Source organism: Asticcacaulis currens (genome assembly GCF_028550395.1).
GTDB classification, from domain to species: Bacteria; Pseudomonadota; Alphaproteobacteria; order Caulobacterales; family Caulobacteraceae; genus Asticcacaulis; species Asticcacaulis currens.
In genome coordinates, this window is sequence record NZ_JAQQKW010000013.1 from 52,583 (window position 1) to 77,529 (window position 24,947).

23 protein-coding genes are annotated in these 24,947 nt (G+C 61.5%); 14 read left to right on the forward strand and 9 right to left on the reverse strand.

Annotation, left to right across the window (positions count from 1 at the left end):
* Positions 1-7 precede the first annotated feature (7 nt).
* Positions 8-1,780, reverse strand: coding sequence for a glycoside hydrolase family 9 protein (locus tag PQU94_RS16745; protein WP_272742579.1), 1,773 nt, complete (start codon positions 1,778-1,780; stop codon positions 8-10).
* A gap of 210 nt (positions 1,781-1,990) precedes the next feature.
* Between PQU94_RS16745 and purB the strand changes: the two genes are divergently transcribed.
* Together purB and PQU94_RS16755 are read left to right on the forward strand one after the other, a co-directional pair.
* Complete coding sequence (gene purB / locus PQU94_RS16750) at positions 1,991-3,295, forward strand: adenylosuccinate lyase (RefSeq protein ID WP_272742580.1); 1,305 nt, start codon at positions 1,991-1,993, stop codon at positions 3,293-3,295.
* A gap of 103 nt (positions 3,296-3,398) precedes the next feature.
* Positions 3,399-4,103, forward strand: a complete 705-nt coding sequence (locus tag PQU94_RS16755; RefSeq protein WP_272742581.1) for a 2OG-Fe(II) oxygenase family protein — start codon at positions 3,399-3,401, stop codon at positions 4,101-4,103.
* Here the strand turns inward: PQU94_RS16755 and PQU94_RS16760 are convergent.
* Both PQU94_RS16760 and PQU94_RS16765 read right to left on the reverse strand, forming a co-directional pair.
* Complete coding sequence (locus PQU94_RS16760) at positions 4,100-4,603, reverse strand: hypothetical protein (RefSeq protein WP_272742582.1); 504 nt, start codon at positions 4,601-4,603, stop codon at positions 4,100-4,102. The two genes, PQU94_RS16755 and PQU94_RS16760, sit on opposite strands and share 4 nt — an antisense overlap.
* A gap of 61 nt (positions 4,604-4,664) precedes the next feature.
* Positions 4,665-4,988 (reverse strand): DUF1476 domain-containing protein, encoded by a 324-nt coding sequence (locus tag PQU94_RS16765; protein WP_013480523.1) that lies wholly within the window; start codon positions 4,986-4,988, stop codon positions 4,665-4,667.
* A 246-nt stretch (positions 4,989-5,234) separates the two neighbouring features.
* Between PQU94_RS16765 and purC the strand changes: the two genes are divergently transcribed.
* From purC to purL, 5 genes are all read left to right on the forward strand, one after another.
* Entirely contained in the window at positions 5,235-5,993 is a 759-nt protein-coding gene (gene purC, locus PQU94_RS16770; RefSeq protein ID WP_272742583.1) for a phosphoribosylaminoimidazolesuccinocarboxamide synthase, read from the forward strand.
* Positions 5,994-6,057: 64 nt separating this feature from the next.
* Positions 6,058-6,309 carry a phosphoribosylformylglycinamidine synthase subunit PurS gene (gene purS / locus PQU94_RS16775; RefSeq protein ID WP_272742584.1) on the forward strand — a complete coding sequence of 84 codons (252 nt, stop codon included), beginning with the start codon at positions 6,058-6,060 and terminating at the stop codon, positions 6,307-6,309.
* Between the two features lies 1 nt (position 6,310).
* On the forward strand, positions 6,311-6,982 hold the full coding sequence (gene purQ, locus PQU94_RS16780; protein ID WP_272742585.1) for a phosphoribosylformylglycinamidine synthase subunit PurQ: 672 nt from the start codon (positions 6,311-6,313) through the stop codon (positions 6,980-6,982).
* Between the two features lie 91 nt (positions 6,983-7,073).
* A complete protein-coding gene (locus PQU94_RS16785) occupies positions 7,074-8,525 on the forward strand; it encodes an alpha/beta fold hydrolase (protein WP_272742586.1) in 1,452 nt (483 codons plus the stop codon).
* Between the two features lie 51 nt (positions 8,526-8,576).
* Positions 8,577-10,790: a phosphoribosylformylglycinamidine synthase subunit PurL gene (gene purL, locus PQU94_RS16790; RefSeq protein WP_272742587.1), complete on the forward strand. Its 2,214-nt coding sequence runs from the start codon at positions 8,577-8,579 to the stop codon at positions 10,788-10,790.
* Positions 10,791-10,826: 36 nt separating this feature from the next.
* Here the strand turns inward: purL and PQU94_RS16795 are convergent, their stop codons facing one another.
* The gene (locus tag PQU94_RS16795; RefSeq protein WP_272742588.1) at positions 10,827-11,594 is read right to left on the reverse strand and encodes a tetratricopeptide repeat protein; all 768 of its coding nucleotides are present in this window, start codon (positions 11,592-11,594) and stop codon (positions 10,827-10,829) included.
* A 124-nt stretch (positions 11,595-11,718) separates the two neighbouring features.
* On the opposite strand from PQU94_RS16795, the gene PQU94_RS16800 reads away from it, so the two are divergent.
* The 4 genes from PQU94_RS16800 to PQU94_RS16815 all read left to right on the forward strand — a co-directional run bounded on the left by PQU94_RS16800 (position 11,719) and on the right by PQU94_RS16815 (position 15,028).
* The gene (locus tag PQU94_RS16800) at positions 11,719-11,949 is read left to right on the forward strand and encodes a BolA/IbaG family iron-sulfur metabolism protein (RefSeq protein WP_272742589.1); all 231 of its coding nucleotides are present in this window, start codon (positions 11,719-11,721) and stop codon (positions 11,947-11,949) included.
* A gap of 12 nt (positions 11,950-11,961) precedes the next feature.
* Positions 11,962-12,888, forward strand: coding sequence for an aldo/keto reductase (locus PQU94_RS16805; protein WP_272742590.1), 927 nt, complete (start codon positions 11,962-11,964; stop codon positions 12,886-12,888).
* 68 nt (positions 12,889-12,956) lie between these two features.
* Positions 12,957-13,298, forward strand: coding sequence for a Grx4 family monothiol glutaredoxin (gene grxD, locus PQU94_RS16810; RefSeq protein ID WP_272742591.1), 342 nt, complete (start codon positions 12,957-12,959; stop codon positions 13,296-13,298).
* A gap of 125 nt (positions 13,299-13,423) precedes the next feature.
* Complete coding sequence (locus tag PQU94_RS16815) at positions 13,424-15,028, forward strand: hypothetical protein (RefSeq protein WP_272742592.1); 1,605 nt, start codon at positions 13,424-13,426, stop codon at positions 15,026-15,028.
* Positions 15,029-15,087: 59 nt separating this feature from the next.
* Here PQU94_RS16815 and rpsD read toward each other — a convergent pair whose 3' ends face one another.
* Positions 15,088-15,705 (reverse strand): 30S ribosomal protein S4, encoded by a 618-nt coding sequence (rpsD, locus tag PQU94_RS16820; RefSeq protein ID WP_013480534.1) that lies wholly within the window; start codon positions 15,703-15,705, stop codon positions 15,088-15,090.
* Between the two features lie 252 nt (positions 15,706-15,957).
* Here rpsD and PQU94_RS16825 point away from each other — a divergent pair, with 252 nt between their 5' ends.
* Positions 15,958-18,033 carry a methyl-accepting chemotaxis protein gene (locus tag PQU94_RS16825; protein WP_272742593.1) on the forward strand — a complete coding sequence of 692 codons (2,076 nt, stop codon included), beginning with the start codon at positions 15,958-15,960 and terminating at the stop codon, positions 18,031-18,033.
* 66 nt (positions 18,034-18,099) lie between these two features.
* Here the strand turns inward: PQU94_RS16825 and PQU94_RS16830 are convergent, their stop codons facing one another.
* Positions 18,100-19,419 carry a hemolysin family protein gene (locus tag PQU94_RS16830; protein ID WP_272742594.1) on the reverse strand — a complete coding sequence of 440 codons (1,320 nt, stop codon included), beginning with the start codon at positions 19,417-19,419 and terminating at the stop codon, positions 18,100-18,102.
* 174 nt (positions 19,420-19,593) lie between these two features.
* Here PQU94_RS16830 and PQU94_RS16835 point away from each other — a divergent pair, with 174 nt between their 5' ends.
* Entirely contained in the window at positions 19,594-20,151 is a 558-nt protein-coding gene (locus tag PQU94_RS16835; protein WP_272742595.1) for a hypothetical protein, read from the forward strand.
* On the opposite strand, the gene fghA is transcribed toward PQU94_RS16835, so the two are convergent.
* From fghA to PQU94_RS16850, 3 genes are read right to left on the reverse strand one after another with little or no spacing between them, the layout of a single operon-like run.
* Entirely contained in the window at positions 20,141-20,974 is an 834-nt protein-coding gene (fghA, locus tag PQU94_RS16840) for an S-formylglutathione hydrolase (protein ID WP_272742596.1), read from the reverse strand. The two genes, PQU94_RS16835 and fghA, sit on opposite strands and share 11 nt — an antisense overlap.
* A gap of 10 nt (positions 20,975-20,984) precedes the next feature.
* Positions 20,985-21,746, reverse strand: coding sequence for a GNAT family N-acetyltransferase (locus PQU94_RS16845; protein WP_272742597.1), 762 nt, complete (start codon positions 21,744-21,746; stop codon positions 20,985-20,987).
* Positions 21,746-22,855 carry an S-(hydroxymethyl)glutathione dehydrogenase/class III alcohol dehydrogenase gene (locus PQU94_RS16850; RefSeq protein ID WP_272742598.1) on the reverse strand — a complete coding sequence of 370 codons (1,110 nt, stop codon included), beginning with the start codon at positions 22,853-22,855 and terminating at the stop codon, positions 21,746-21,748. Before PQU94_RS16850 ends, PQU94_RS16845 begins: the two co-directional genes overlap by 1 nt.
* A 409-nt stretch (positions 22,856-23,264) precedes the next feature.
* On the opposite strand from PQU94_RS16850, the gene PQU94_RS16855 reads away from it, so the two are divergent.
* Positions 23,265-24,938, forward strand: a complete 1,674-nt coding sequence (locus PQU94_RS16855; RefSeq protein WP_272742599.1) for a methyl-accepting chemotaxis protein — start codon at positions 23,265-23,267, stop codon at positions 24,936-24,938.
* Positions 24,939-24,947: the final 9 nt, after the last annotated feature.

The window sequence follows — 24,947 nt, forward strand, 5'->3', positions numbered from 1 at the left end:
CAGCCTGTTACTTGCGCGTGCCGTCCAGCCACGCCGCCACCCAGAAGAGCGGCGCGTTCCAGTTGACCGCCACCTCATTGGTCGAATAGCTGCCGATACGGTCCACATAGCAGGTCTGTGGTGCGCAGCCCTTGAGATGCGCCACCGCCTCCGCGTCGGAAGGGTTTTGATTCGGCCCGCCGGCGATGACGCCCGGCGGCGGCGGCGGCAACTGGCCGTCATTGGCCCAGAAACGATGATGCGGGTGCTGCATAGCGCGCTCGCCATATCCCGAAACATAGCTGAAATTCAGCGGGTTACGACCCAGAACATAATCCATCAGATTGACCGCTTCGGTGCGATAGGCCAACTCGCCGCTAAAGTCGGCGGCGCGGGCGAAGAGCAGGGCGCGGTTCATGAAATCCGCCGTAGAGCCCCAGACATAGGGCTTGTGGAAAGCGATGTGATAGCCCTGCCCGGCGGTTTCACCACGCATTGCCGCTGCGCGGCCCACCACCGCCTGACGCGCCGCCGGGCGCAGGGGCGTATCCACCGTCGCCAATGTGAGCGTGCCCAGCGTATCGACCTTGCCCCAACTGAAATCCGTGGCGGTCAGATAGTGTGGCGAGGCCTTCACCGCGTCGGCATAGGCCGCTTCGCCCGTGGTGGCATAAAGCTCCGCCGCCGCCCAATAGAATTCGTCGCTCAGTTGCCCGTCACCATAGCCCCCGCCGCCGCCCGGCAGGACGTCGATGGCGTAGGCGTCGGGCACGCGCTTCGCCGCCGCATAGGCCTTTCTGGCCGCGTTCAGACAGCGGTCGGCATAGGCATCGTCCACGCCCTTGAAGACCCGCGCACACTGCGCCGCCGTCGCCGCCAGATTGAGCGTCGCCGCCGTGGAAGGATAGCTGAGGCCACGCTTTTCCTTATCGAGATGCGGCGGGGTCGGCACCGCGGTCCAGTGTTCGTCGTGCATCTTGTGATGGGCCATGCCCGATGCATCGACGCGGGTAAATTTGAGTTTATCCAGAGACTTGCGCTGATCTCCTAAGGGCAGGGTCAGGGTCTGGCCGTCCGGCACCTGCATGGCCAGCAGGAAGTCCATCTCAAAGCGCACTTCGTCGAGCAGGTCATTCCTGCCGTTGCCCGCTTCGGGGATCTTGACGCGGCCATCGTCAAAGCTGCGGTCGCCCCGCGCCTGCGCTACCTCATAGGCGTTCATCAGCGTCCAGACGGCGATACCGCCATTGACCACATACTTGCCCTGATCACCCGCATCGTACCAGCCCTTCGAGACATCGAGCGTATAGGGACAGCCGCCCCAGTCATTGCCGCGATAATCCTTCGGGCCCCAGCAGGTAACGATCTCCTTTTCGTGGGCTACGGGCCGGGCGAAGCGCTCACCGACATATTTCGCCTCGATCGGCACACTGGCGCGCTGATGATAGAAGAAGGCCAGAGCGTCGTATTTCAATGATTGATAAACATCGGCGCGAATGTCGAAAGGCGTGCTTTTTAGACCTGCGACGTTGAGTACATACCCTTTTCCCGGCTGAGTGAAGCCCGTAAATTCGATGCGGTGAACGGACTGGCCCGAACTAAGGTCCGACCCGAATTCAATGGTTGGCCCCGTCGCCACCACCTTACCTGTGGCATCACGTAGCTCCCATTTCATCCAGTCCGTTTCCGGCGTCACGAGGATAGCCGTCTTCGCGCCATTTGTCTGGAAGCCAGTCTGATTAACCGAAATAGCTCGGACATCGACCAAAATCGGAGAGGTTTGCGCGATGGCCTTAGTCATTAGACCTGCGAGCAGACAACTGGTCCATATACCCGCCTTCAAGCCATCCATACGCATAGTTTTCCCTCTCAATATTTTACGACAGCGCTGTCTTTTCCCAAGAGGTAACACAGGCACAACCTCTGTCCAGCCCGTTTTAGCTTGACATTGAAAGCCTGCCCCGTATCACGCGGGGGCATTTTCTGAGTCTGCTCAACCGAAGGCCTTGCCATGATCCCCCGTTATTCCCGTCAGGACGCCGCCGCCATCTGGGACCCTTCGACCAAGTACAAGATCTGGTTCGAAATCGAGGCCCACGCCGCCACCAAGATGGCGGAATTGGGGGTCATCCCGAACGAGGCCGCCGAAACCCTGTGGGCCAAAGGCAAGGACGCGTCATTCGACGCGGACCGTATTGACGAGATCGAGCGCACGGTGAAGCACGACGTCATCGCCTTCCTGACCCACGTCTCGGAAATCGTCGGGCCGGAAGCGCGCTTCCTGCATCAGGGGATGACCTCTTCGGACGTGCTCGACACCTGTTTCGCGGTTCAGCTTCAGCGCTCGGCTGATCTGCTGATCGAAGGCGTCGATCTGGTGCTGGCGGCGCTGAAAAAACGCGCCCTTGAGCACAAGTTCACCCCGACGGTCGGCCGTTCGCACGGCATCCATGCCGAACCGGTGACGTTTGGCCTGAAGCTGGCCGGTTACTACGCCGAATTCGTGCGCGCCCGTAAGCGTCTTGAGGTCGCGCGTGAGGAAATCTCGACCTGCGCCATTTCCGGTGCCGTCGGGACCTTCGCCAATGTCTCTCCCGAAGTCGAAGCCTATGTAGCCGAAAAAATGGGTCTGAGCGTCGAGCCAGTCTCGACCCAGGTCATCCCGCGCGACCGTCACGCCGCCTTCTTCGCGGCGCTGGGCGTCGTGGCCTCCTCCATCGAGCGTCTGGCCGTGGAAATCCGTCACCTGCAACGCACCGAAGTGCTGGAAGCCGAAGAATTTTTCTCCAAGGGGCAGAAGGGTTCGTCGGCCATGCCGCACAAGCGCAACCCCGTCCTGACCGAAAACCTGACCGGCCTGGCCCGTCTGGTGCGCTCGGCCGTCGTCCCGGCTATGGAAAACGTCGCCCTGTGGCACGAGCGCGATATTTCGCACTCCTCGGTCGAACGCGGCATCGCACCGGACGCCTGTGTGCATCTGGACTTTGCCCTGCGCCGTCTGGCGGGCGTTATGGAAAACCTGATGGTTTATCCGGAAAACATGCAGAAGAACCTCGACCGTCTGGGCGGCCTCGTCCACTCGCAGCGCGTGCTGCTGGCCCTGACGCAAAAGGGCATGTCACGCGAAGACAGCTATTCGGCGGTTCAGCGCAACGCCATGCGCGTCTGGCGCGGCGAAGGCAATTTCCTCGACTTCCTCAGCGCCGACGAGGACGTGTCGAAATTCTTTACCCGCGAAGAGCTTGAGCCCTTCTTCGACCTCGGCTACCACACCAAGCATGTCGATACGATCTTCGCCCGCGTGTTCGGGGTGTAGTTAAATCATACCTCCCCAGCTTGCTGAGGAGGGGGACCGCACGAACCGCAAGTGAGATGCGGTGGTGGGTCCTTACCTGTGACTGGCCTTCCAAAGGTTCCCCATGTCCCTTTCCCTTCTGACCGACGCTTTCGACTTTGCCGGCTACCGCGACCGTTTTACGCGCAAGGGCCGCATCCGGCTCGAAGGGGCCCTGTCGCACGAGGACGCCCACGCCGTTCATCACGCGCTGGAGCAGCAGACCCTGTGGGAACTGCATCTGGTCGATAGCGAAGGCCAGCCGGACATCATCTCGCGCACCGAACTTGAGACGCTCAATCCGTCGGAGATTCAGGACCGCCTCGCCGCCGCCGCCGAACGCGCCCAGACGGGCTTAAGTTTCCTGCACCTCGGCTATGACCTGACCTCAAAAGAGGCGCTGATGAATCTGGGCGAAGACCATCCACTGTTCGCGCTGGCGCAACTTGTGTGGTCAGCAGACTTTGCGGCCTTCTGCGAAAACCTGACCGGCCTGTCGGGGCTGAAACTGCAAAGCCTGATCGCCACTGGCTACCGCCCCGGCGACTTTTTCACCATGCATACGGACGCACAAGCCGCCCTGACCTTTGAATGGAACTTCACGCACGACTGGCGCTCGGACTGGGGCGGGCAGATCCTGTTCCATTCGCCGTCGGGCGATATTGAAGGCGGTATCATGCCACGCCTCAACGATCTGGCCCTCTATGCCGGGGATCAGCCGCGCTCGGTCGCCTCTCTGGCGGCCTATGCCGGCGCGCCACGGTTTGCGGTCACCGGGCGATTTGTTTAATCGCTAAGCACATAAGGTCGAAACTCTTCGCCTGTCCAGATATAGAGGGCCGATCCGGCTTCGAAGGTAAACACCTCGAAGGCATCGGTCTTGGTCGTTACTTCTGGCTGACAGGACTGATTATCTGGACCTGATGTTTTACCGCATACAGTCTTATAGGTGCCCGGTTTGACCGTCTTGACACCCGCACGAGGCATATCGTTTCTCAAGGACAATAACTGTGAGGGCAATCCAGCTATAAGGCCATTTCCAAGTTTTATAAGGACAACGACTTGGCCTTTGGCATTCTTGTAGAAACCAACCTCATCAGCCCGACCATCGCCATCAAAATCGCCTGTGTCCGAGAGGTAGGCGTTCGGATGTTTCTTGCGAAGCGCGAAGTCGGAATGCTGTTTGACATCGGCGGCTGTAACCGGAGACAAAGGCCCTTCTACCTGAAGCGCAAAGGCAGGCGAAACCACCAAGCCTGACAAAAGGATAAATCCGATAAGCCGTCTCATCTTTCCCCCGCACTAAAAAACCCGGCCTTGTGAGCCGGGTTCGTATCTTACTGGTCGTTTTTTACTGTTCGTTTTTGAGAGCTTCGCGCGCCTGAGCCAGAAACTCGACCACCTTGGTTCGCACCTCTGTCTCGCGGACCGGGATGTTGGAGGCCGTCAGGTCACCCAGCACCTTGCGAATCACGTCTTCCTCGCCCGGCTGCTCGAAATCGGCGCGCACCACGGCCTTGGCGTAGTTTTCGAGATTGTCGCCGGACAGGCCCATCTTTTCGCCAGCCCACAGGCCGATCATGCGGTTACGGCGCGCCACAGCCTTGAATTCAAATTCTTCGTTGTGGGCGAACTGCGCTTCGAAACCTTTGGATCGGTCATCAAACGTCGTCATAGGGATAAACCTCACTTGTCCTTTCGGTTTTAATGCGCGCCATGACCCCGCGCAACACAAACCGTCATTTACATCACAAAAGTTTTTGATTATTGGCTGCACCCAATCGCATCCTTGGGATGCCTCTTTCACAGCCGTGCGGCAGACGCCCTTTTCAAACCCTCCCCGACACCCCTCACCGGCTGGCCCGGACGGTTTGACTATTCCGACGTCTGCACATGCGCTGCCCTTTCTGGAGATGGCGCCATGACCACCCGCCGCAAGAAGATTTACGAAGGCAAGGCCAAGATCCTGTACGAAGGCCCTGAGCCCGGTACGCTGGTCCAATACTTCAAGGACGACGCCACCGCCTTCAACGGCGAGAAGAAGGCCCAGCTTGAAGGCAAGGGCGTCATCAACAACCGCATCAGCGAGTTCGTGATGACCCGTCTGACGCAGATCGGCGTGCAAAACCACTTCATCAAGCGCCTCTCCTTACGCGAACAACTGATCCGCGAAGTCGAGATCATCCCGCTGGAAGTCGTCTGCCGCAATGTCGTCGCCGGTTCGATGGCCAAGCGCTTCAACCTGCCCGAAGGCCAGCAACTGCCGCGTTCCATCATCGAGTTCTACTATAAGAACGACGAGATGGGCGATCCCATGATTACGGAAGAGCACATCACGGCCTTCAACTGGGCCACCACACAGGAAATCGACGACATTCTGGCCATGACGCTGCGCGTCAATGACTTCCTGTGCGGCATGTTCGCCGCCGTCGGCATCACCCTGGTCGATTTCAAGATCGAGTTCGGCCGCCTGTTCGAAGGCGAATTCTCGCGCGTCATCCTCGCTGACGAGATCAGCCCCGATTCGTGCCGTCTGTGGGACACGCAGTCGGGCGAAAAGCTGGACAAGGACCGTTTCCGCCGCGATCTGGGCGACGTGATCGAGTCCTATACAGAGGTCGCCAAGCGCCTTGGGATCATGAAGGACATGCCCCGCGTCATCGAGGGCGGTGCGCAGTAATCTCCCCCTGAAGTCCATCGGTTCCGGTGGACTTTTTGCTTACTCTCTTAAACGAAGTGAAAAGATGAAAGCCACGGTTCATATCTTCCTCAAGGCGGGCGTTCTCGACGTTCAGGGCAAGGCGGTCGAAGGCGCACTCAACGGGCTGGCGGGCACCGCTGGCTGGAGCGATGTCGCCAATGTCCGCGTCGGCAAGGTGCTGGAGTTCGATCTGAAGAGCACGGACAAGGCCGCCGCCGAAGCCGAGGTGAAGTCCATGTGCGAAAAGCTGCTGGCCAATACGGTCATCGAATCCTACCGCATCGAGGTCGCCTAAGATGAAAGCCGCCGTCCTCGTCTTTCCGGGTTCCAATTGCGACCGCGACTGCAAGGTGGCGGTCGAGGTGACGACCGGCGCCCAAGTCAGCATGGTGTGGCATCAGGACACGAGCCTGCCCGCGGGCCTTGATCTCATCGTCGTGCCGGGCGGCTTCTCCTATGGCGACTATCTGCGCTGCGGCGCGATGGCGTCGCTGTCGCCGGTGATGGCTGAGGTGGTCAAGGCGGCGCAGCGCGGCGTCTCGGTCGTCGGCATCTGCAACGGCTTCCAGATCCTGTGCGAAGCGGGTCTGCTGCCGGGGGCGCTGATGCGTAATGCCGGCCTTAAGTACGTCTGCAAACCCATTGAACTGACGATTGAAAATCGCAACACGCGCTTTACCTCGGCCTATGGCGATAAGTCGAGCGTGTGGATGACGCAAGGCAATGGCGACGGCAACTTCTTCGCCGATGCCGAAACGCTGAAAGCCATCGAAGACAATCATCAGGTCGTGTTCCGTTACGTCGAAAACCCCAATGGCTCGGTCAATAACATCGCCGGGATCATGAATACCGAAGGCAATGTGCTGGGCATGATGCCGCACCCGGACCGCGCCTTTGAACCGGCGCTGGGCTCGGCCGACGGCGCGCCGCTGTTCCACAGCCTGATGCGCGTGCTTCAGGCGGCCTGACGCAAAGTCCGATTGACACAAACGGTTGCAAATGCAACCCCTTGTCCGACCGTCCGGCATCAGGCCCTGACGGTCAGACAAGGGGTTTTACATGACGATGCGCGCGGGTCTGGTCTGGATTTCGGCCGCTCTGGCCCTCACGACGGGGTGCGCCTCGGCCGACAGCTTCCCCGACACGCCGGTGACCAGCGATCTGCCGCTGGGCTATCATGCCAGGGCCTGCCCCGCCGCCTACAAGACCATCGTCACAACCCGCACCGTCGAGTGCGGCGATATGGTCGTCGAAGAGACGCGCGGCAGCGGCAATGGCCGCCGCATCAGCTTTCCCGTCGTCATTGCCCGCGCCGTCGCGCCGGACAAAAAACCCGATCCCCTAATCTATCTGCACGGCGGCCCCGGCGGTGATATTGTCGAGGCCGCCCCCTATATCGCCAAGGGCGACAAGACCGCGCTCGACCGCGACCTGATCCTGTTCGATCATCGCGGCACCGGACAATCGACCCCCTCTCTGGATTGCGGCGAAGCGCCCCTGTCCGACGCTGGCGTGACCAGCGCGGCGGGCGTCGAGGTGCTGAAGGCCTGCGCCCTGCACTGGCGCGCCAAAGGCGTGGACACGTCGCAATATCATTCCGCCGTCATCGCTCAGGACATCCGCGACCTTCGTCAGGCGCTGCATATCACCACCTATAACCTGTTCGGCGGCTCCTATGGCACGCGGGTGGCCATGGCCGTCATGCAGCATGACCCCGAAGGCTTGCGTAGCGTTATCCTTTCCTCGACCTGGCCACCGGAAGGCAATGCCACCGCCCCCCTGCCCGGTCTGGTGTCGCGTGAAGTGCGTCAGGTGCTGGCCTATTGCCGCGCCGATGCCACCTGCCGTCAGCGCTTCCCCGATCTGGAAGCGCGCTTCGATGCCCGCCTGAAACAGTGGCTGGACGCGCCGGTCACCCATAACGGCCAGACCTATACAGCGGATGAGGTCGGCGCCTTCCTGCTCGATGAACTCTACAGCGATCGCGGGGCGCGCCGCCTGCCCCGGACCATGGACGATCTGCTGAAAGGGGATTTTGCCGCGCTGGACCGCTTCAAGAAGGTGCAGGCGGGCTATACCGAGGGCCAGTTCTTTACCACCCTGTGCCGTGAGGAGTTTGCTTTTGAAGACCCGGCGGCGCTTGAGGCCACCGACCGCAACGACCCGATCGCCCTGTCCGTCGCCCGCGATGCGCGGCGCTTCTTCGAGGTTTGCCCGGCCTTCGCCACGGGCAGTGCCGCAGCGGTGGAAAACCAGCCCCTGACCAGTGACATCCCGACCCTGATGCTGTCGGCGGATATCGACGCCGGCTGTCCGGCGGAGTTGTCAGATGAGGCCGTCAAGCGCCTTAGCCATGGCCGCAACTACACCTTCGTCAACCGGATGCATACGGTTCAGGGCAGCGCCTGCGCGCAAAAAATGATGGCGCAGTTTCTGCAAACGGCCGATCCCGTCGTGGACACGTCGTGCATGACGGATGATCGCCCCAAATTTCCGTTCATTTACGAGTGAGCCCGGCAATAATAGCTGACAGGGCGCACTGAATCCGCTAAACGCGCGCCCATGAGCACGACATCCTCCGCCCCCGCCCAAACCCAGAAGTCCATGGCCGACTATGCGTCGGAGTTCGGACTGAAACCCGACGAATATCAGGTCATCCTCGACCGGCTGGGGCGCGAGCCCAACTATGTCGAACTGGGCGTCTTCTCGGTCATGTGGTCGGAGCACTGCTCGTACAAATCCTCGCGGATGCACCTGCGCAAATTCCCGGTGACCGGTGAGCGCGTCATCTGCGGACCGGGTGAAAACGCCGGGGTCATCGACATCGGCGACGGTCAGGCCTGCATCTTCAAGATGGAAAGCCACAACCACCCCTCCTATATCGAACCCTATCAGGGCGCGGCGACGGGCGTCGGCGGTATCATGCGTGACGTCTTCACCATGGGTGCGCGCCCGGTGGCGTTGCTAAACGCCCTGCGCTTCGGTGAGCCGTCTCACCCCAAAACCAAACGCATCGTCGAAGGCGTCGTCGCGGGCATCGGCGGTTACGGCAACTGCGTCGGCGTGCCGACCGTGGCCGGCGAAACCAACTTCCATGCGGGCTATAACGGCAACTGCCTCGTTAACGCCATGTGCGTGGGCTTGGCCGATGCCGACAAGATCTTCTATTCCGCCGCGCCGGAACCCGGTCTGCCGGTCGTCTATTTCGGCTCCAAGACCGGCCGCGACGGCATTCACGGCGCGACCATGTCCTCGGCCGAGTTTTCCGAGGACTCCGAGGAAAAGCGCCCCACGGTGCAGGTGGGCGACCCCTTTGCCGAAAAGCTGCTGATCGAAGCGACGCTGGAGCTGATGGCGTCAGGCGCCGTTGCCGCCATTCAGGACATGGGCGCCGCGGGCCTGACCTCCTCGTCGGTTGAAATGGCCGGTAAGGGCGGCCTCGGCATCACGCTCGACCTCGACAAGGTGCCGCAGCGCGAAGCCAACATGTCGGCCTACGAGATGATGCTGTCGGAGTCGCAGGAGCGGATGCTGGCCATCCTCAAGCCGGGCCGCGAAAACGACGGCTACCGTATCTTTGAAAAGTGGGGCCTCGACGCCGCCGTCATCGGCGAAACCAACACCTCCGGCCATATCGTTCTGAAGCACAAGGGCGAGGTCGTCTGCGACCTGCCGCTGGGCCCGCTGAGCGACGACGCGCCTCTGTATGATCGCCCGTGGGTCGAACCGGATATGGAAGCGCCGCTGGCGTCGGTGCCGTCGGCCCCGGTCGGCGATGCCTTGCTGACGATTCTGGCCTCGCCCGACATGGCCTCCAAGCGCTGGCTGTGGGAACAGTACGACCGTCACGTCATGGCCGACACCCTGGCCGACTCAGCGACTGGTTCAGACGCCGGTATGGTCCGCGTCCACGGCACCAAGAAGGCGCTGGCCGTCACCTCGGACTGTACGCCGCGCTACGTCAAGGCCAACCCCTATGAGGGCGGCAAGCAGGCCGTGGCCGAAGCCTGGCGCAACCTGACCGCCGTAGGGGCCGACCCCATCGCCATCACCGACAATCTGAACTTCGGCAATCCGGAGCGCCCCAAGATCATGGGGCAGATCGTGCGCGCCATCGACGGCATGGCCGAAGCGTGCCGCGAGCTGAACTTCCCCGTCGTCTCGGGCAATGTGTCGCTGTATAACGAAACCAATGGCGTCGCCATCCCGCCGACCCCGACCGTGGGCGCGGTGGGCCTGCTGGCCGACTACGACCAGCGCGTCGGTTTTCACACGCTGAAGGCCGGTCAGGTTCTGGTCCTCATCGGCGAGACGGCGGGCGAACTGGGCTCGTCTCTGTACCTGCGTGAAGTGCACGGCATCGAAGCCGGGGCGCCGCCGAAGGTCGATCTGAGCGTCGAAAAGCGCAATGGCGACTTCGTGCGCGACCTGATCCGCTCCAAAACCGCCAAGGCCGTGCACGACCTGTCGGACGGTGGCCTCCTGCCGGCGGCCTTCGACATGGCCTCGGCGTCGGGCGTCGGTATCGAATTGAAAAACTCCACCGCCCTCGAAGACCACGTCTTCGCCTTTGCCGAAGATCAGGCGCGCTACCTGATCGCGGTGGACGAAGCGTCGGCGCATCTGGTGCTCGCCAAGGCCGCCGAAGCGGGCGTCCCGGCCCTGACCATCGGCGTGGCGGGCGGTTCGGACCTCAGCCTGACCGGCGTGATGTCGCTGTCCTTAGACGAACTGAAAACCGCCAATGAGCGGTGGCTGCCGGAATTTATGGGCTAAACACAGTCCCTCCCTTGGTGTCAGAGGAGGGCTTCTTTAAAAAGTCACTTGGTTTTGCCCCGGACGGACCCGCTCCGGACGGCGGGCGTTGAAACGCTTTTCCGCCTCAGCAAGCTGTGCCTTGGTCATCAACGGCGTCAATCGTTGCAGATCAGCCGATACCGGTGGCGGGTTTTGCTGCCAGGTGCGCCCTTCATGCGCCAGCGCATAGAAGACATAGGCTTCGGTCAGGTCTTTAGCCACCCCCTCACCCGCTTCCAGCCGTCGTGCCCACGCGCTCTGCGCCGTCGGCAATCCGGCCTCGGCCGCCTTGCGGATCAGGTCGATCCCCCGCGTGCAGTTGGCCTCGACACCCCGCCCATCGCACAGCATCTGCCCCGTCAGCAGCAGACCCTCCGGATAGTCCTTGAAGGCCGAGCGCTGGGCCCAGACAAAAGCCTCCTTTTCGTCCTTCGTCACTCCGTCTCCGCTCAGATAATGCCGCGCGAGCTGGTACTGCGCCTCGGCATGGCTCTGGGTCGCCGCCTTTTTATACCATTCGACGGCCTGAGCCGGATCCTTGTCCACCTGAAAGCCGTTGTCATAGGCGCGCGCGACATAGACCTGTGAGTTGAGGACGCCGATCTTGGCATAGGCCAGTTCGTAATCGAAAGCGGTCTTGTAGATTTTGACTCCGCGCCAGCGCTCGTTTTCGTGCCACAGCCACGCCCCGGCAACGACCAGCGGCACCACAAAGGCCAGCACCTGCACCCAGCGCACCCATGGCTTGGGCTTGGGGTTGCGGATATCCGTCAGATTGGTCATGCGGCGCGCCCGGGATGCGAGGGAAGAGGAGGGTGAAGACAGACAATTGTCACTTGTTAACCCATTCTGTGCTAGTTCCAAACCGATTGTGTTCGTTCATCGAGTCGTTCTCAAGGCCCTTCCCATGCCCGTCGCCCAATCCGATCTCGAAGCCCGCCTGAAGGCCGCCTTCCCCGACGCCGAGATTGTCGTGGAAGATCTGGCCGGAGACGGTGACCATTACAAGGCCTATATCACCGACGCCGGTTTTGCAGGGATGCCACGCGTGCGTCAGCATCAGAAGGTCTATGCCGCCCTGTCCGACCTGATGAGCGGTCCGTTACACGCCCTCGCCCTCGAAACCCGCGCCCCCTGAGACAGGTCCGCCATGCGCTATCGCCCGTTCGGACGCTCCGGTCAGGCCCTTTCCGCCCTGGGCCTCAATGTGTCGTGGGCGAAGCTGGGTCGTAACCCGCAGGCCGTAGCGCGCCTGTTGAACACGGCGCTGGAAAACGGCATCAATACCTTTCACCTGACCTCGGCTCAGCCGGAACTGCTGCGGGTGGCGGCGGACACCTTCGCCATTGCCGATCGCCGCGTTCTGTTTGTCTCCCTCAGCGCCGAGGAAGAAGGCAGCAGCGACCCGGCCGATGAATACCGCCTTGAGCCGTTGCGCGAGCGCCTGCGCGGTGTCATCAAGTCTTCGGGCCTGCAGTGGATCGACCTGCTGGTCTTCCACGCCAACGGCTTTGATCGCATCCCCGACCGAAGCTGGACCTTTCTCACCGCCCTGCGTGAGGCGGGGATGCTGAAATTCACCGGGGCAACGGCCAATGACGACCTGATCAAGGTGGCGGTCGATGACGGACGCTTCAATATCCTCAAGACGGTGTTTGACATCGACACCTCGTGGAACAAGCGCCACCTGCTCGACTATGCCCTGTCGCAGGGTATGGCCGTCTTCGGCCACGACTTCTTTCCGGCCCAGTACCGCAAGGCCGAAGCGGTCGTGCCCAAAAGCGGATGGCGCGGCCTGTTCGGCGGCAAACCGGCCGATCCGCTGGCCGGGCGGGGCACCTATGCCTTCTTGCATCAGACGCCCGACTGGACCGCCGAAGAACTGTGCCTGTCCTACGCCCTGACCCAGCCCAACCTTTCGACCCTGTTTGCCTCAGCGGATGACCCCGAACATCTGGAGGCGCTGGCCGCAGTCGTTGAGCGCGCCATGCCGACCTCGGTACCGGCGCAGATCGAGATGGCGCGCTTTTCGGCGCAGGCCGAGACCTTGGAAAACGCCCGCAAGAAACCGGCCTGATCCACTGGATTTTACAGCGGTCTGTGCCTATATCACACCCACAAAACCCTTTTGCCGGAGTGCCCGCCGTGAGCGCCGATCTCAACACCGAAGTGCATCAGTTCATTGATGGCACCATCAAAAACAATCCCGTCGTCCTGTTCATGAAGGGCACGCCTGATCAGCCGCGCTGCGGCTTCTCCTCGCTGGTTGTGCAGGTTCTGGACCATCTGGGCGTTGAGTTTGCGGGCGTCGATGTGTTGCAGGACAATGATCTGCGCGAAGGGATCAAGGCCTATTCCGACTGGCCGACCATCCCGCAGCTCTATGTGAAAGAAGAGTTTATTGGCGGCGCCGACATCGTGCGCGAGCTTTTCCAGAACGGCGAACTGAAGACGCTTCTGACCGATAAGGGCGTGCTGGAGGCCTGATTTTCGCGTCTCTTTCATACGCCTGACACACGCCCTGCCCTATCTGGGTCAGGGCGTTTTGTTTGGCTTGTCAGAACGCGCACAACGGGTATTTTAAAACCGGTTCATACACGAGGGGGTTTGTGATGCGAAAGACAGCGATCATCGGGTTGAGCGTCTGTCTGTCGCTGATGGCCAGCCTGTCGCAGGCCGCCGAAAAATGGGTGCAGGCGGAAAGCCCGAACTTCATCGTCTATTCCAACGTCAACGCGAAGGCCACCGAGGCCTATGTGCGTAATCTGGAGAAGTTTCGCTACATTATCGGGGCCTTTTATGGCCTTTCGGGGCCGGATGTCGAACCGCAGCCGCGGATGAAGCTGTATTTTCTGGGTGACCGATCGGACCTTAAACAGGTCAGACCCAGGCTGGATAGCCATGTGGCCGGCTTTGTAAGCATCTGCGCCGCCGGCACGGCCGGGTTTTCGACCTATGAGGGGGAGGCCATCGCGTCGGGTTCCAAGGTTCAGAACCTCGCTGAAAACACCAGCCAGCACATCTTCTTCCATGAATATACGCACATATTCATGTTCCAGAACTCGCAAACCTTCTATCCGCGCTGGTTTGTCGAAGGCTTTGCCGAATATTATGGCACAACGAAAATTCTGAATGATGAAGCCGTTGTTGGAATGGCCTTGTCCTGGCGCATCCGTCAACTCAGCTCCAGCGGCACCCTGACCTATGAGGACATACTGCGCGATGCCCCCTCGACGCGCCGATCCGGTTCAAACTTCTACCCGCAGTCGTGGTTGCTGACCCACTGGATCCTGAGTGACCCGGCACGGCGTGAGGCCTTCCGCCACTATCTTGAGCGCCGCAGCAAGGGGGAAGAGGCGGTGGCGGCGTTTGAAGCCGCCTTTGGCGTGCCGGTCAAATCGCTGTCGTCCGTCCTGTGGAGCTATATGAATTCACTGAAGGCGACGGTTTATCGCATCCGGGATATGCCGGACCCAAAAATCACGCTGTCACCCATGCCGGGCAGTGCCGACAAACTGGCGCTGTGGGATGCCGGGTCAATGACCTGCATACCCCGCGACTACAGAGCAGCGCTGCTGGAGAAAGTCCAGAAGGAGGCCAGTAAGTACCCGGACGAGGCCTATGCGCAAGGGGTGCTGGCGCGCGCCCAAATTCAGTATGGCGATGAACAGAAGGGGCTTGACTACTACCAGACCTACACGGCGGCCAACCCCGATGACGCCGAAGGCTTCTATCGTCTGGGTCAGACTTGGTATCTGATGAGCCTTCACAGGCTTTTCCAGCCGGGGGAAACCTTTGACTCCCAGATGCGCAAGGCGCGCGAGGCGTTTCGTAAGGCCTACACCCTTGACCCGATGAACGCCTCCAATCTCAACTATCTGGCGCGCGCGGCGAAGATGGGGCCGGACTATCCGGACGATAACACGGTGAATGCCGCCTATCAGGCTCATATTCTGGCCCCAGCGGTGCGCGACTACGCCATTTTTGCGGCGCAGTTGCTGATCAGGCGCGACCGCTTGGGCGAAGCGGCGGATGTGCTGCGGCCTCTGGCCAATGACCCGCACGGGGCCGCGGCGGCTGAACGGCTGGGTAGCATTGTCGCGGCGATTGATGCCGGAAAATCGAAGGCTGAGGTTTTGGATATGCTCAAGGCCCCTGCCCCAAAGCCCGGCGCGACCGACGATGATGAGGATGGCAAGAAAGACGACCAAAAGTAACAAAAACCCCGGAAGGCGGACCTTCCGGGGTTTTGTTCTCACCGTCGCAGCTTCGACTATTACGAGGAGTAATATTCGACGATCAGGTTCGGCTCCATCTTAACCGGATACGGAACTTCCGACAGTTCCGGCAGGCGCAGATAGGTGGCCTTCATCGCCTTGGCGTCCAGTTCGATATAGTCCGGCACGTCGCGCTCAGGCGATTGCAGGGCTTCGAGCACCAGAGCCATGTTGCGCGAACGCTCGCGGACCTCGATCACGTCGCCGACCTTCACGCGGTAAGAGGCGATGTTCACCTTCTTGCCGTTGACCAGAACGTGGCCGTGGTTGACGAACTGACGGGCCGCCCAGACGGTCGGCACGAACTTGCAACGATAGACGATGGCGTCCAGACGCGACTCCAGCAGCGCGATCAGGTTCTCGGAGGTGTTGCCCTTGCGGCGATCGGCCTCTTCGTAGATCTTCGAGAATTGCTTCTCGGTGATGTTGCCGTAGTAGCCCTTCAGCTTTTGCTTGGCGCGCAGTTGCAGGCCGAAGTCCGAAACCTTGGACTTGCGACGCTGACCGTGCTGGCCGGGGCCGTAGGAGCGCTTGTTGACGGGGGACTTGGGACGGCCCCACAGGTTTTCACCCATGGCGCGGTCGAGCTTGTACTTGGCGCTGTGGCGCTTCGACATAGTCTTACCTTTATATAACCCTGTCCGGCGTCCCGCGAGAGTGCGAGACAGCGATTTCAACGGCGGTTCAGGATCAACCCGTAATAGCCCGCCTACCGAAGGTAAGCAGGAGAAGCGGCGCTTATGACGTCATCGGCCCGCAGAGTCAAGCGCCGCCTGAGAAAGCCCCTTCCGGATAACAGCGTTAAGGTTTCGGCAAGGCGATTCGCTTCATATTAACCCTTGCCCCCTTCCCGCATCCGGACTGTACCCATGTTTTCGCGCTCGCTCTCTGCCCGCATCGCCATTGTGGGTGCCGTGACGGCTGCCGCCGTTTTCGGCGCCGGTTCCTGGCTGATTTCGCATCAGACCACCCAGACCTTCGACACGCAAAACACCTCGCTGCAAAATCACGTCGCCGATCAGCAGGTGGCGGCGGTGCGCAACCGGCTCGACGTCGCCGCCCGCACCGCGCATGAAATGGCCTCCACACTTGGGGCGCTGCGCAGTCAGGGCATCACCGATCGCAAGGTCTATGACGAAGTCCTTCATGCGGCCCTGAGCGCCAGCCCGGACATTATCGGTCTGGGCGTCGGTTTCGAACCCGGGGCCCTGGGCGACGATGCGGCCTATGCCGGCAGCGAAGGCCACGACGCCACCGGTCGCTACCTGCCCTATTACAATCGCGGCACGGGCCAGGTGATCCGCGAAGTGCTGGTCGATTATGACAAGCCCGGCGCGGGTGACTATTATCTGCGGCCCAAAAACGAAGACCGCCCCGTGGCGATCGAGCCCTATATCTATCCGATAGCGGGCAAGGACCATCTGCTGTCCTCCTTCTGTGAGCCGATCAAGGTGTCCGGCACTTTCACCGGCGTCGCCTGCGTCGATATTGATCTGTCGCTGCTGTCGGGCGAAATGGCCAGAGCCAAGCCTTTTGGCGACGGCTTTGTCGCCCTCGTCTCGGGCAGCGGTCTGGCGGTCAGCTATCCGGGCGGCAAGGGTCTGGGTAAGCCCATTGCCGAGGCCGATGCCAATGTCGCCAGGGTCGCGAAGGACGCCATCACCAAGAACGGCAGCGCCTCCGGCGATGCCGCCGGGCCGAACGGGGCGTGGCGCTACCTCGCCCTGCCGCTCAATGCCGGAGGGTCGCAGGACAAATGGGCGGTGGTCGTCGCCGTGCCCAAGGCCACGCTGAATGCCGCGGCGGACGGCAACAACCGCACCATGCTCATCCTGTCCCTCATCAGCATTGTCGTGGCGGCGGGTATCCTCTTCGTCCTGCTGGGCCGCATGATCGGCTCACCGCTCAAGGGCCTCGGCAAGACCTTCGACCGCATGGCCTCCGGCGATCACAATGCCGAGGTGCCCGAAGCGCGACGCGCCGATGAAATCGGCCTGATCGGCAAGGCGGTGATGGGCTTCCGCGAAAGCCTGCGTCTGCGCGCCCGTGCCGACTCCGACGCCGAAATCCAGCGTCAGGCGGAGGCCGTTGCGGCCCGTAAGGCGGCCATGGCGCATCTCGCCGCCGAGTTCGAAAGCGCCGTGGGCGGCATTGTCGATAATGTGGCGCAGGCCTCGCTCGATATGCGCCAGTCGGCCCAGAGCCTGAACCAGATCGCCGAAAGCGCTTCGGGGCAGACCGCCACCATCGCCTCGGCCACCGAACAGGCGGCCGGAAACGTGCGCACGGTCGCCGCCGCCTCCGAAGAACTGACCGCTTCGATCAACGACATCGCCTCAAAGGCCGAGGCCTCCTCCACCATCGCCCGCAAGGCCGTCGAAGAGGCCAACCGCTCCGATGCGCGTATCCGCGAACTGGAGGCCGCCGCTGGCAAGGTGGGAGAGGTTGTCAGCCTGATCCAGGCCATCGCCCAGCAGACCAATCTTCTGGCGCTCAACGCCACCATCGAGGCCGCGCGCGCCGGCGAGGCCGGAAAAGGCTTTGCGGTCGTCGCCACCGAGGTCAAGTCACTGGCTACCCAGACGGCGCGCGCTACCGACGAAATCGGCGAGCAGATCACCGCCATCCAGCAGGCGACCTCCGCTACAGTGGAGGCCCTGGGGTCGATCCGCGGCATCATCCATGAGATGAGCGAATTTTCCGTCGGCATTTCGTCCGCCATGGCCCAGCAGGGGGCCGCTACCGACGATATCGCCCGCAATGTCCACGAAGCCGCCAAAGGCACGGATGAGGTCGCCGGGCACATTCATTCGGTAGCCATGGCGACGCGCGAAACCGGTGAAGCCTCGACCCGCGTGCTGGAGACGGCGCATCATCTGGTCGATCAGTCCGAAGCCCTTAAAGGGCGCGTTCAGGCCTTCGTGGCGCAGGTGCGTCAGGGGTAACAGGCCCAGAAGCGGAAATAAAAAAAGCCCCGGCATGTCCGGGGCTTTTTGGCATTTGCTGAGACGCTACTCCTCGTCCGCCTCGTCCTTTTCAGGCTTGCGGAGGGGGGTGAACAGCAGCTTGTCGATGCGGCGTTCGTCCATGTCGATCACCTCGACGCGGTGATGACCCAGAGTCAGGATTTCGCCCTCCTTGGGGAAGCGCCCCAGACGGTGCAGGACCAGACCCGCCGCCGTGTGATAGCCGGTGCCCGGCTCATAGGCTTCATCCAGCGCTTCCGACAGTTCGAACAGGTCGGCGCGCCCATCGACCAGACACGAACCGTCCTCACGGTGCAGGATCATCGGCTGTTCGTCGTCGTGCTCCTCATTGAAGTCACCGGCGATCATTTCCAGCAGGTCGGTCGGCGTCAGCACGCCTTCGATGGTGCCGAACTCATTGACGACAAAGGCGATATGCAGCTTCGACGCCTTGAACATGTCGAGCGCCTGAAGAAGCGAGGTCGTGTCGGGAATATAGATGGGCTCGGCAATCAGCTTTTGCAGGTCGAGCGGTTCGCCGCTCAGGAGCGTATCGGCGACGTCGCGCTTGTGTAGGATACCGATGGGGTTTTCCATGTCCTGCCCGCGCACCACGACGATGCGCGAATAGGGGCAGGCGCGGATGTCGTTGCGGATGACCTTTTCTTCGTCATCTATGGAAATCCAGTACACTTCCGGACGCGGCGTCATGGCCACCCGCGCCGGGCGGTCACCGAGGCGCATCACCTCGGTCATCATGGCCTGTTCGGCCGGCTCGATCAGGCCCGCGCCCATACCTTCGGCCAGAGCGGTTTCCACCTCTTCCTGGGTGATGGTCTCGCCCTTTTCGTCGCGAATACCCAGAAGACGCAGGACCAGCGTGGTCGAGCCGGTCAACAGCGTCACAAACGGCCCCATACCCATGGCCAGAAACGACAGCGGGCGCGACACAAAACCGGCAATGGTTTCCGGAAAGATCAGCGCCACGCGCTTGGGCACCAGCTCGCCGACGATCAGCGACAGATAGGTCAGGAGGACAACGACGATACCGGTGGCCAGTGCCTCGCTATAGGGGGCGACGGCCGGGAAGTTATGCTCCAGCAGATGATCCAGCTCGCTGGCGATGGTGGCCTGACCATAGGCACCGGCCAGAATACCGATCAGGGTAATGCCGACCTGCACCGCCGAGAGGAAGCGCGTCGGGTCCTGCGACAGCTTGAGCGCCTGTTGTGCCCCCTTATCCCCCTTGTCGGCACGGCTTTGCAGCTTGGCACGTCGAGACGACACCACGGCCAGTTCGGACATGGCAAATATGCCGTTCAGCACCACCAGAAGGAGGACGACGGCACAGGCAAGGAGTAACATTGGGGGGAAGATCCGGAACGAAGCCATCCTGCGGCTCCACGGCTTATGCTAGTCACTAAACTGTGCGGGCGCAATATTTTACGCAAGCGCTTTCCGGATTACACCCTAACAGTTTCGTTATTTGATCCGTGGGCGTTCTGAGCGCGTACTGAACACATCATCAGGGAGGGGTTCATGAAACTCAAGATTACGCTGGGTGTGGGTCTGTGGGCGCTGGGTGCGTCAATGGTCCACGCCGCCGATCTCACGCCCCAGCAGGCGCTGCTCAGTCTGCAAGGGGAATGGACCGGGGCGCTGGAATACCGGGATTACCAGAGCGATCAGTGGTTTGGCCTGCCCGTCAGCCGCACAGTGACGGTGCTGGAGGACAAGGCGACGGTTCTGGAAACCTCACGCTATGACGACGGCCCAAAGACCGGCATCGTCTATATCTATAGCCTCTCCGCCTTTGAGCCGGATGGCAGGACTCTGGCCAGCGCCAGCTTTCGCAAGGGCAAACCGGCCTCCGAAGACCGCGAAACGGTCAGCCTCGCCAAAGGGGCGACGGCGGACAACTGGACCCTCTATTTCGAAAGCACCGCCACGGATGACGAGCGTCCGGCGCGTATCCGCGTTACGATGACGTATAAGGACAATGCCTATACGACGCTGAAACAGATCGACTTTACAGACGATGCCACCGAAACCTGGGTCACGCGCAATCGCTCACACATGAAACGGGTTAAGCCTTAAGCCGCCGGGTGTGGAAGTCGAGGTGGTCGTCGATGAAGCTGGCGATGAAATAATAGCTGTGGTCATAGCCTTCGTGTCGGCGCAGGGTCAGCTTTTGCCCGGCCACCTTGGCTGCCTGCTCCAGAAGATGCGGCATCAGTTGCGTCTCAAGAAAAGGATCGGCCAGCCCCTGATCGACCAGAATCTCATCAAACGGCAGGGCCTTGCCCCTGGCCAGACGCAAGGCCGCGTCAGAACGCTCCCACGCCTCGTGTGAGGGCCCCAGATAGGCAGTCATCGCCTTTTGCCCCCACGGACAGTGGACGGGCGAAGCGATAGGGGCAAAGGCCGAAACCGATTTGAACAGGTGCGGATAGTTCATGGCGAGCGTCAGCGCCCCGTGCCCGCCCATCGAATGGCCGGACAGACCCACGCGACTCATATCCGCCGGAAATTCCGCCGCGATCAGCTCCAGCAGGTCGTGCGTGACGTAGGTTTCCATCTGGAAATGCGCCGCCCACGGGCTTTGCGTGGCATTGACGTAGAAGCCCGCCCCCTGCCCCAGATCATAGGCCTCATCATTGGCAACCCCCTCACCGCGCGGTGAGGTATCCGGTGCCACGATCATCAGACCCAGTTCGGCCGCACGCTTATAGGCCCCGGCCTTTTCCGTGAAATTGTTGGCTGTGCAGGTTAGCCCCGACAGCCAGATCAGCACCGGGAAAGGCCCCTCACCTTCCGGTACGAAGACGCTCAGCGCCATGGGCGTCTGGGTCGCCGCCGAGTCGTGCTTCACAAAGCTCAGCGTGCCTCCGAACAGGCGGTGTTGCGCGGTAATGTCCATGATAAGCCCCTCAGATCAGTCGGCGCAGCAGGATACCGGGCAGGATGACGCCCTCGGCCATGTGAATTTCAATCAGATTTTCACGCTTGAAGCCCAGCGTCCGGTAAAACCCTTCGGCATTGAGCCCCGAATAGCAGACAAACTCGCGCAGGCCCGCCGCCTTGGCCTCTTTGAGGCAGTGCTGGAACAAGCGGCTGCCGACGCCGAACCCGGCAAAGTCCGGATGCGTGGCAAAGTGGCGGATATGGGCGACACCTTCGATCACTTCGCCCGAACCGGGGGCTTCGCGGGTGAAACCGCCGCACGCCGCGATCTGCCCGTCCATATCGGCCATGACGTAGAAGGTGCCGCAGGTCAGGAGCGCCGGGTCAAGCACGGTCAGAAACGGCAGCACCTCCTCGACCAGATCAGAGCCGTAGGACCGGTGCAGGCCCTCCTCATAGGCCAGACCCAGCATGTCCTCGATATCGGCGCGGTCTTCGGGGCGCGCGACCGTCAGCGCCAGCGATTCGGCATAGTCGCGGTCATCACCCGTATCGACACCGAACAGGACGTGTGGCTCCCACGGCCACGACCCGTGCCAGTTCTTTTGCAGGCACGACGAATGACACCAGAAGTCCTGCGCCAGAGGCGAAAACTTGGCGGCGCGCCAGTGCGGCATCCACGTCGCGGTCAGGGTCACGGCGGCGTTTTCGTCCTCGATCGGCTCGGAACAGAAGACGCAGCTATAGGGTTCGACGTGCTCGATTTCGAAATCGTCGTCGTCTTCCATCAGAATACGATCACGCTCCGGATGCTTTCGCCGGCGTGCATCAGGTCGAAGGCTTCGTTGATGCGCTCCAGCGGCAGGGTGTGGGTGATCATCGGGTCGATCTCGATCTTGCCGTCCATGTACCAATCGACGATCTTCGGTACGTCGGTGCGGCCGCGCGCGCCGCCAAAGGCCGAGCCCTTCCACACGCGCCCGGTGACGAGCTGGAACGGACGGGTCTTGATCTCGGCACCCGCCGGGGCCACGCCGATAATGATGCTTTCGCCCCAACCGCGATGGCAGGCTTCGAGCGCCTGACGCATGACCTCGACATTGCCGGTACAATCGAACGTGTAATCCGCCCCGCCGCCGGTCAGTTCGACCAGATGCGCGACGATGTCGCCCGACACCTTTTTCGGATTGACGAAGTGGGTCATGCCGAAGCGACGGCCCCACTCTTCCTTGGAGTCGTTGATATCGACTCCGACAATCTTGTCCGCGCCGACCAGCTTAAGCCCCTGAATGACGTTGAGACCGATACCGCCCAGACCGAACACCACGGCATTGGCCCCCGGCTCGACCTGCGCCGTGTGGATCACCGCACCGACGCCGGTCGTCACGCCGCAGCCAATATAACAGGCCTTGTCGAACGGCGCGTCCGGGCGAATCTTGGCCAGCGCGATCTCCGGCAGGACGGTGTGATTGGCGAAGGTCGAACAGCCCATATAGTGATGGATGGCCTGCCCCTTATACGAAAAGCGCGACGTGCCGTCCGGCATCAGCCCCCTGCCCTGCGTGCCGCGAATGGCGGTACACAGGTTGGTCTTGCGGCTGAGGCAGGATTTGCACTGGCGACATTCCGGCGTGTAGAGCGGGATAACGTGATCGCCGGGTTTCAGCGAGGTGACGCCAGGGCCGACCTCCAGCACGACGCCCGCGCCTTCGTGGCCGAGTATGGAGGGAAACAGCCCCTCGGAATCGAGCCCGTCCAGCGTATAGGCGTCGGTATGGCAAACCCCCGTCGCCTTGATTTCGACCAGCACTTCGCCGTGGCGCGGCCCCTCCAGATCGACCTCGACGATCTCCAGCGGCTTTTTGGCTTCAAACGCGACGGCGGCACGGGTCTTCATGGGGTCTCTCCGTGAGAGCGCATTCCCAAAAGTGTGAAACGGTTTTTGGAACAGAATGCGCGGTCAGACAAAAACGTTAAAAGCACCGCTTCGATTCCCTCTGAACGAAACGCGCCCTAACCTGAAGCCGAACCTAAGACCCCGCTCCGCGCCGGGCAAGCCCAAACCGGCACGTGGCGCCGATAAAAGCTGTGTTTAAACCGCGTCGCAGTATGCCCCCCGACCGGTAATCGAAGACCATCGCCATCCTCTTGTTTTAAAAACAATTTTTTGTGATGCCACTTCGGCGATAGAGAAAGCCTTAAGACTCTGCGCGTAATTTGTAACCCTGTTATATACCGGAGAGGCGCATCTCGGCGGGGTCAACCCTTAGCCGCTTTGGCTTTCCGGACAGAGTTCGGGGTAAAAAATGAGCATCAAGTTTAAGATTCTGGCGCTGGTCGCCGCCTTCGCCATCATCGCTTCGGCCATTACGGGGCTGGGTCTGGCAACCATCGGAGACTACAACAAGATTTTGGCCAGCTACGGCAATGCCAACCAGAACGCCTATAATGGCGAAAAGCTCAACCGGCTTGTGACGCTTGTGGTGATGGAATCCCGCGGCGTGTACATGGCCGAAAACACCGAAAAGGCCAAGAAGTTCGCCGATGGCGTCGATAAGGGTCTCGACGATATTCAGGCGCTTCTGACCTCCTGGAAGGCCACGCTTGAGCCCAACGAACTGCCGGCCTTTGCCGCCGTCGAAGCCAAGGCGCAGCAATTCATCACCTTCCGCCGGGAAATCGCCCGCGTGGGCCGCGACATCGCGCCGGAAGAAGCCAACAAACTGGGCAATAACGAAGCCAACCGCGCCAACCGTTCGGGCTTCCAGAAAGACATCGACGCCATGGTGACCGCCATCCGCGCCGATCTGGATAAGTCGCAGGCCGAGGTGGCCGCCTACAGCAAAACCCGCTCCACCCTCTTCCTGCTGATGGCCGTCACGGGCATTCTAGCCCTTCTGGCCGTCTCCCTGTGGGTCGCCATCAAGGCCATTTCGCGCCCGATCCAGAACATCGACCGCAGCGTGACGCGCATTTCCGAAGGCGCCTATGACACGCCGATTCCGGACCATACGGCGAAGGACGAAATCGGCAGCCTGTGGCGTTCGATCCGCGTCCTGCGCGACCGCGCCGCCGAAGCCGAACAGCTTAAATTCGAGCAGCAGATGGCCGAGAAGCGCGCCTATCAGGAACTGATGGCCGAACGTAACCGCATCGCGGCCGAGTTTGAAAAGCACATGGGCGAACTGGCCACGCGCTTCATCTCCTCGTCGCGTACCGTTGCCGAAGCCGCCCGCGGCCTCAACGAAACCGCTGAGGACACCTCAACCCGCGCCGCTTCGGTGTCGCAGGCCGCTATTGACGCTGCCAACAATGTGCAGAACGTTGCCGCCGCCACCGAGGAATTGTCGGCCAGCGTCGGCGAAATCAACCATCAGGTCGTCCGCACCGCCGAAGTAACGCAAAGCGCCGTCGAAGAAGCCAAGAAGACCGAAGAGGCCATTCAGACGCTTTCGACCGCCGCCCAGCAGATCGGTGAGGTCATCAACCTCATTCAGGCCATCGCCGCCCAGACCAACCTGCTGGCGCTCAACGCCACCATCGAATCGGCACGCGCCGGGGAAGCCGGTAAGGGCTTTGCCGTTGTGGCCTCCGAAGTGAAGCAACTGGCGCAGCAAACCGCCAAGGCCACCGACGACATCCGCTCCAAGATTTCGGAAATCCAGTCGGCAACGGCGGTCACGGTCGGCTCCATCGACGCCATCGTCCGGACGATCGAAACCATCGGCGGTCTGACCGGCTCTATCGCGGCCTCGGTCGAACAACAGGGCGCGGCGACCAATGAAATCGCCGCCAATACCAACCGCGCCGCTACCGGTACGCGCGACGTGACCGGCCACATTACCGGCGTCGATCAGGCGGCCCAGATGACCGGCCACGCGGCGCAGCAACTACTGGGCCTGTCGTCGGAACTGGAAGAACGCTCCGCCGACCTGCAAGGTGAGGTCGTGGCCTTCGTGCAGCGCCTGCGCGCCGCGTAACGCGCTTAA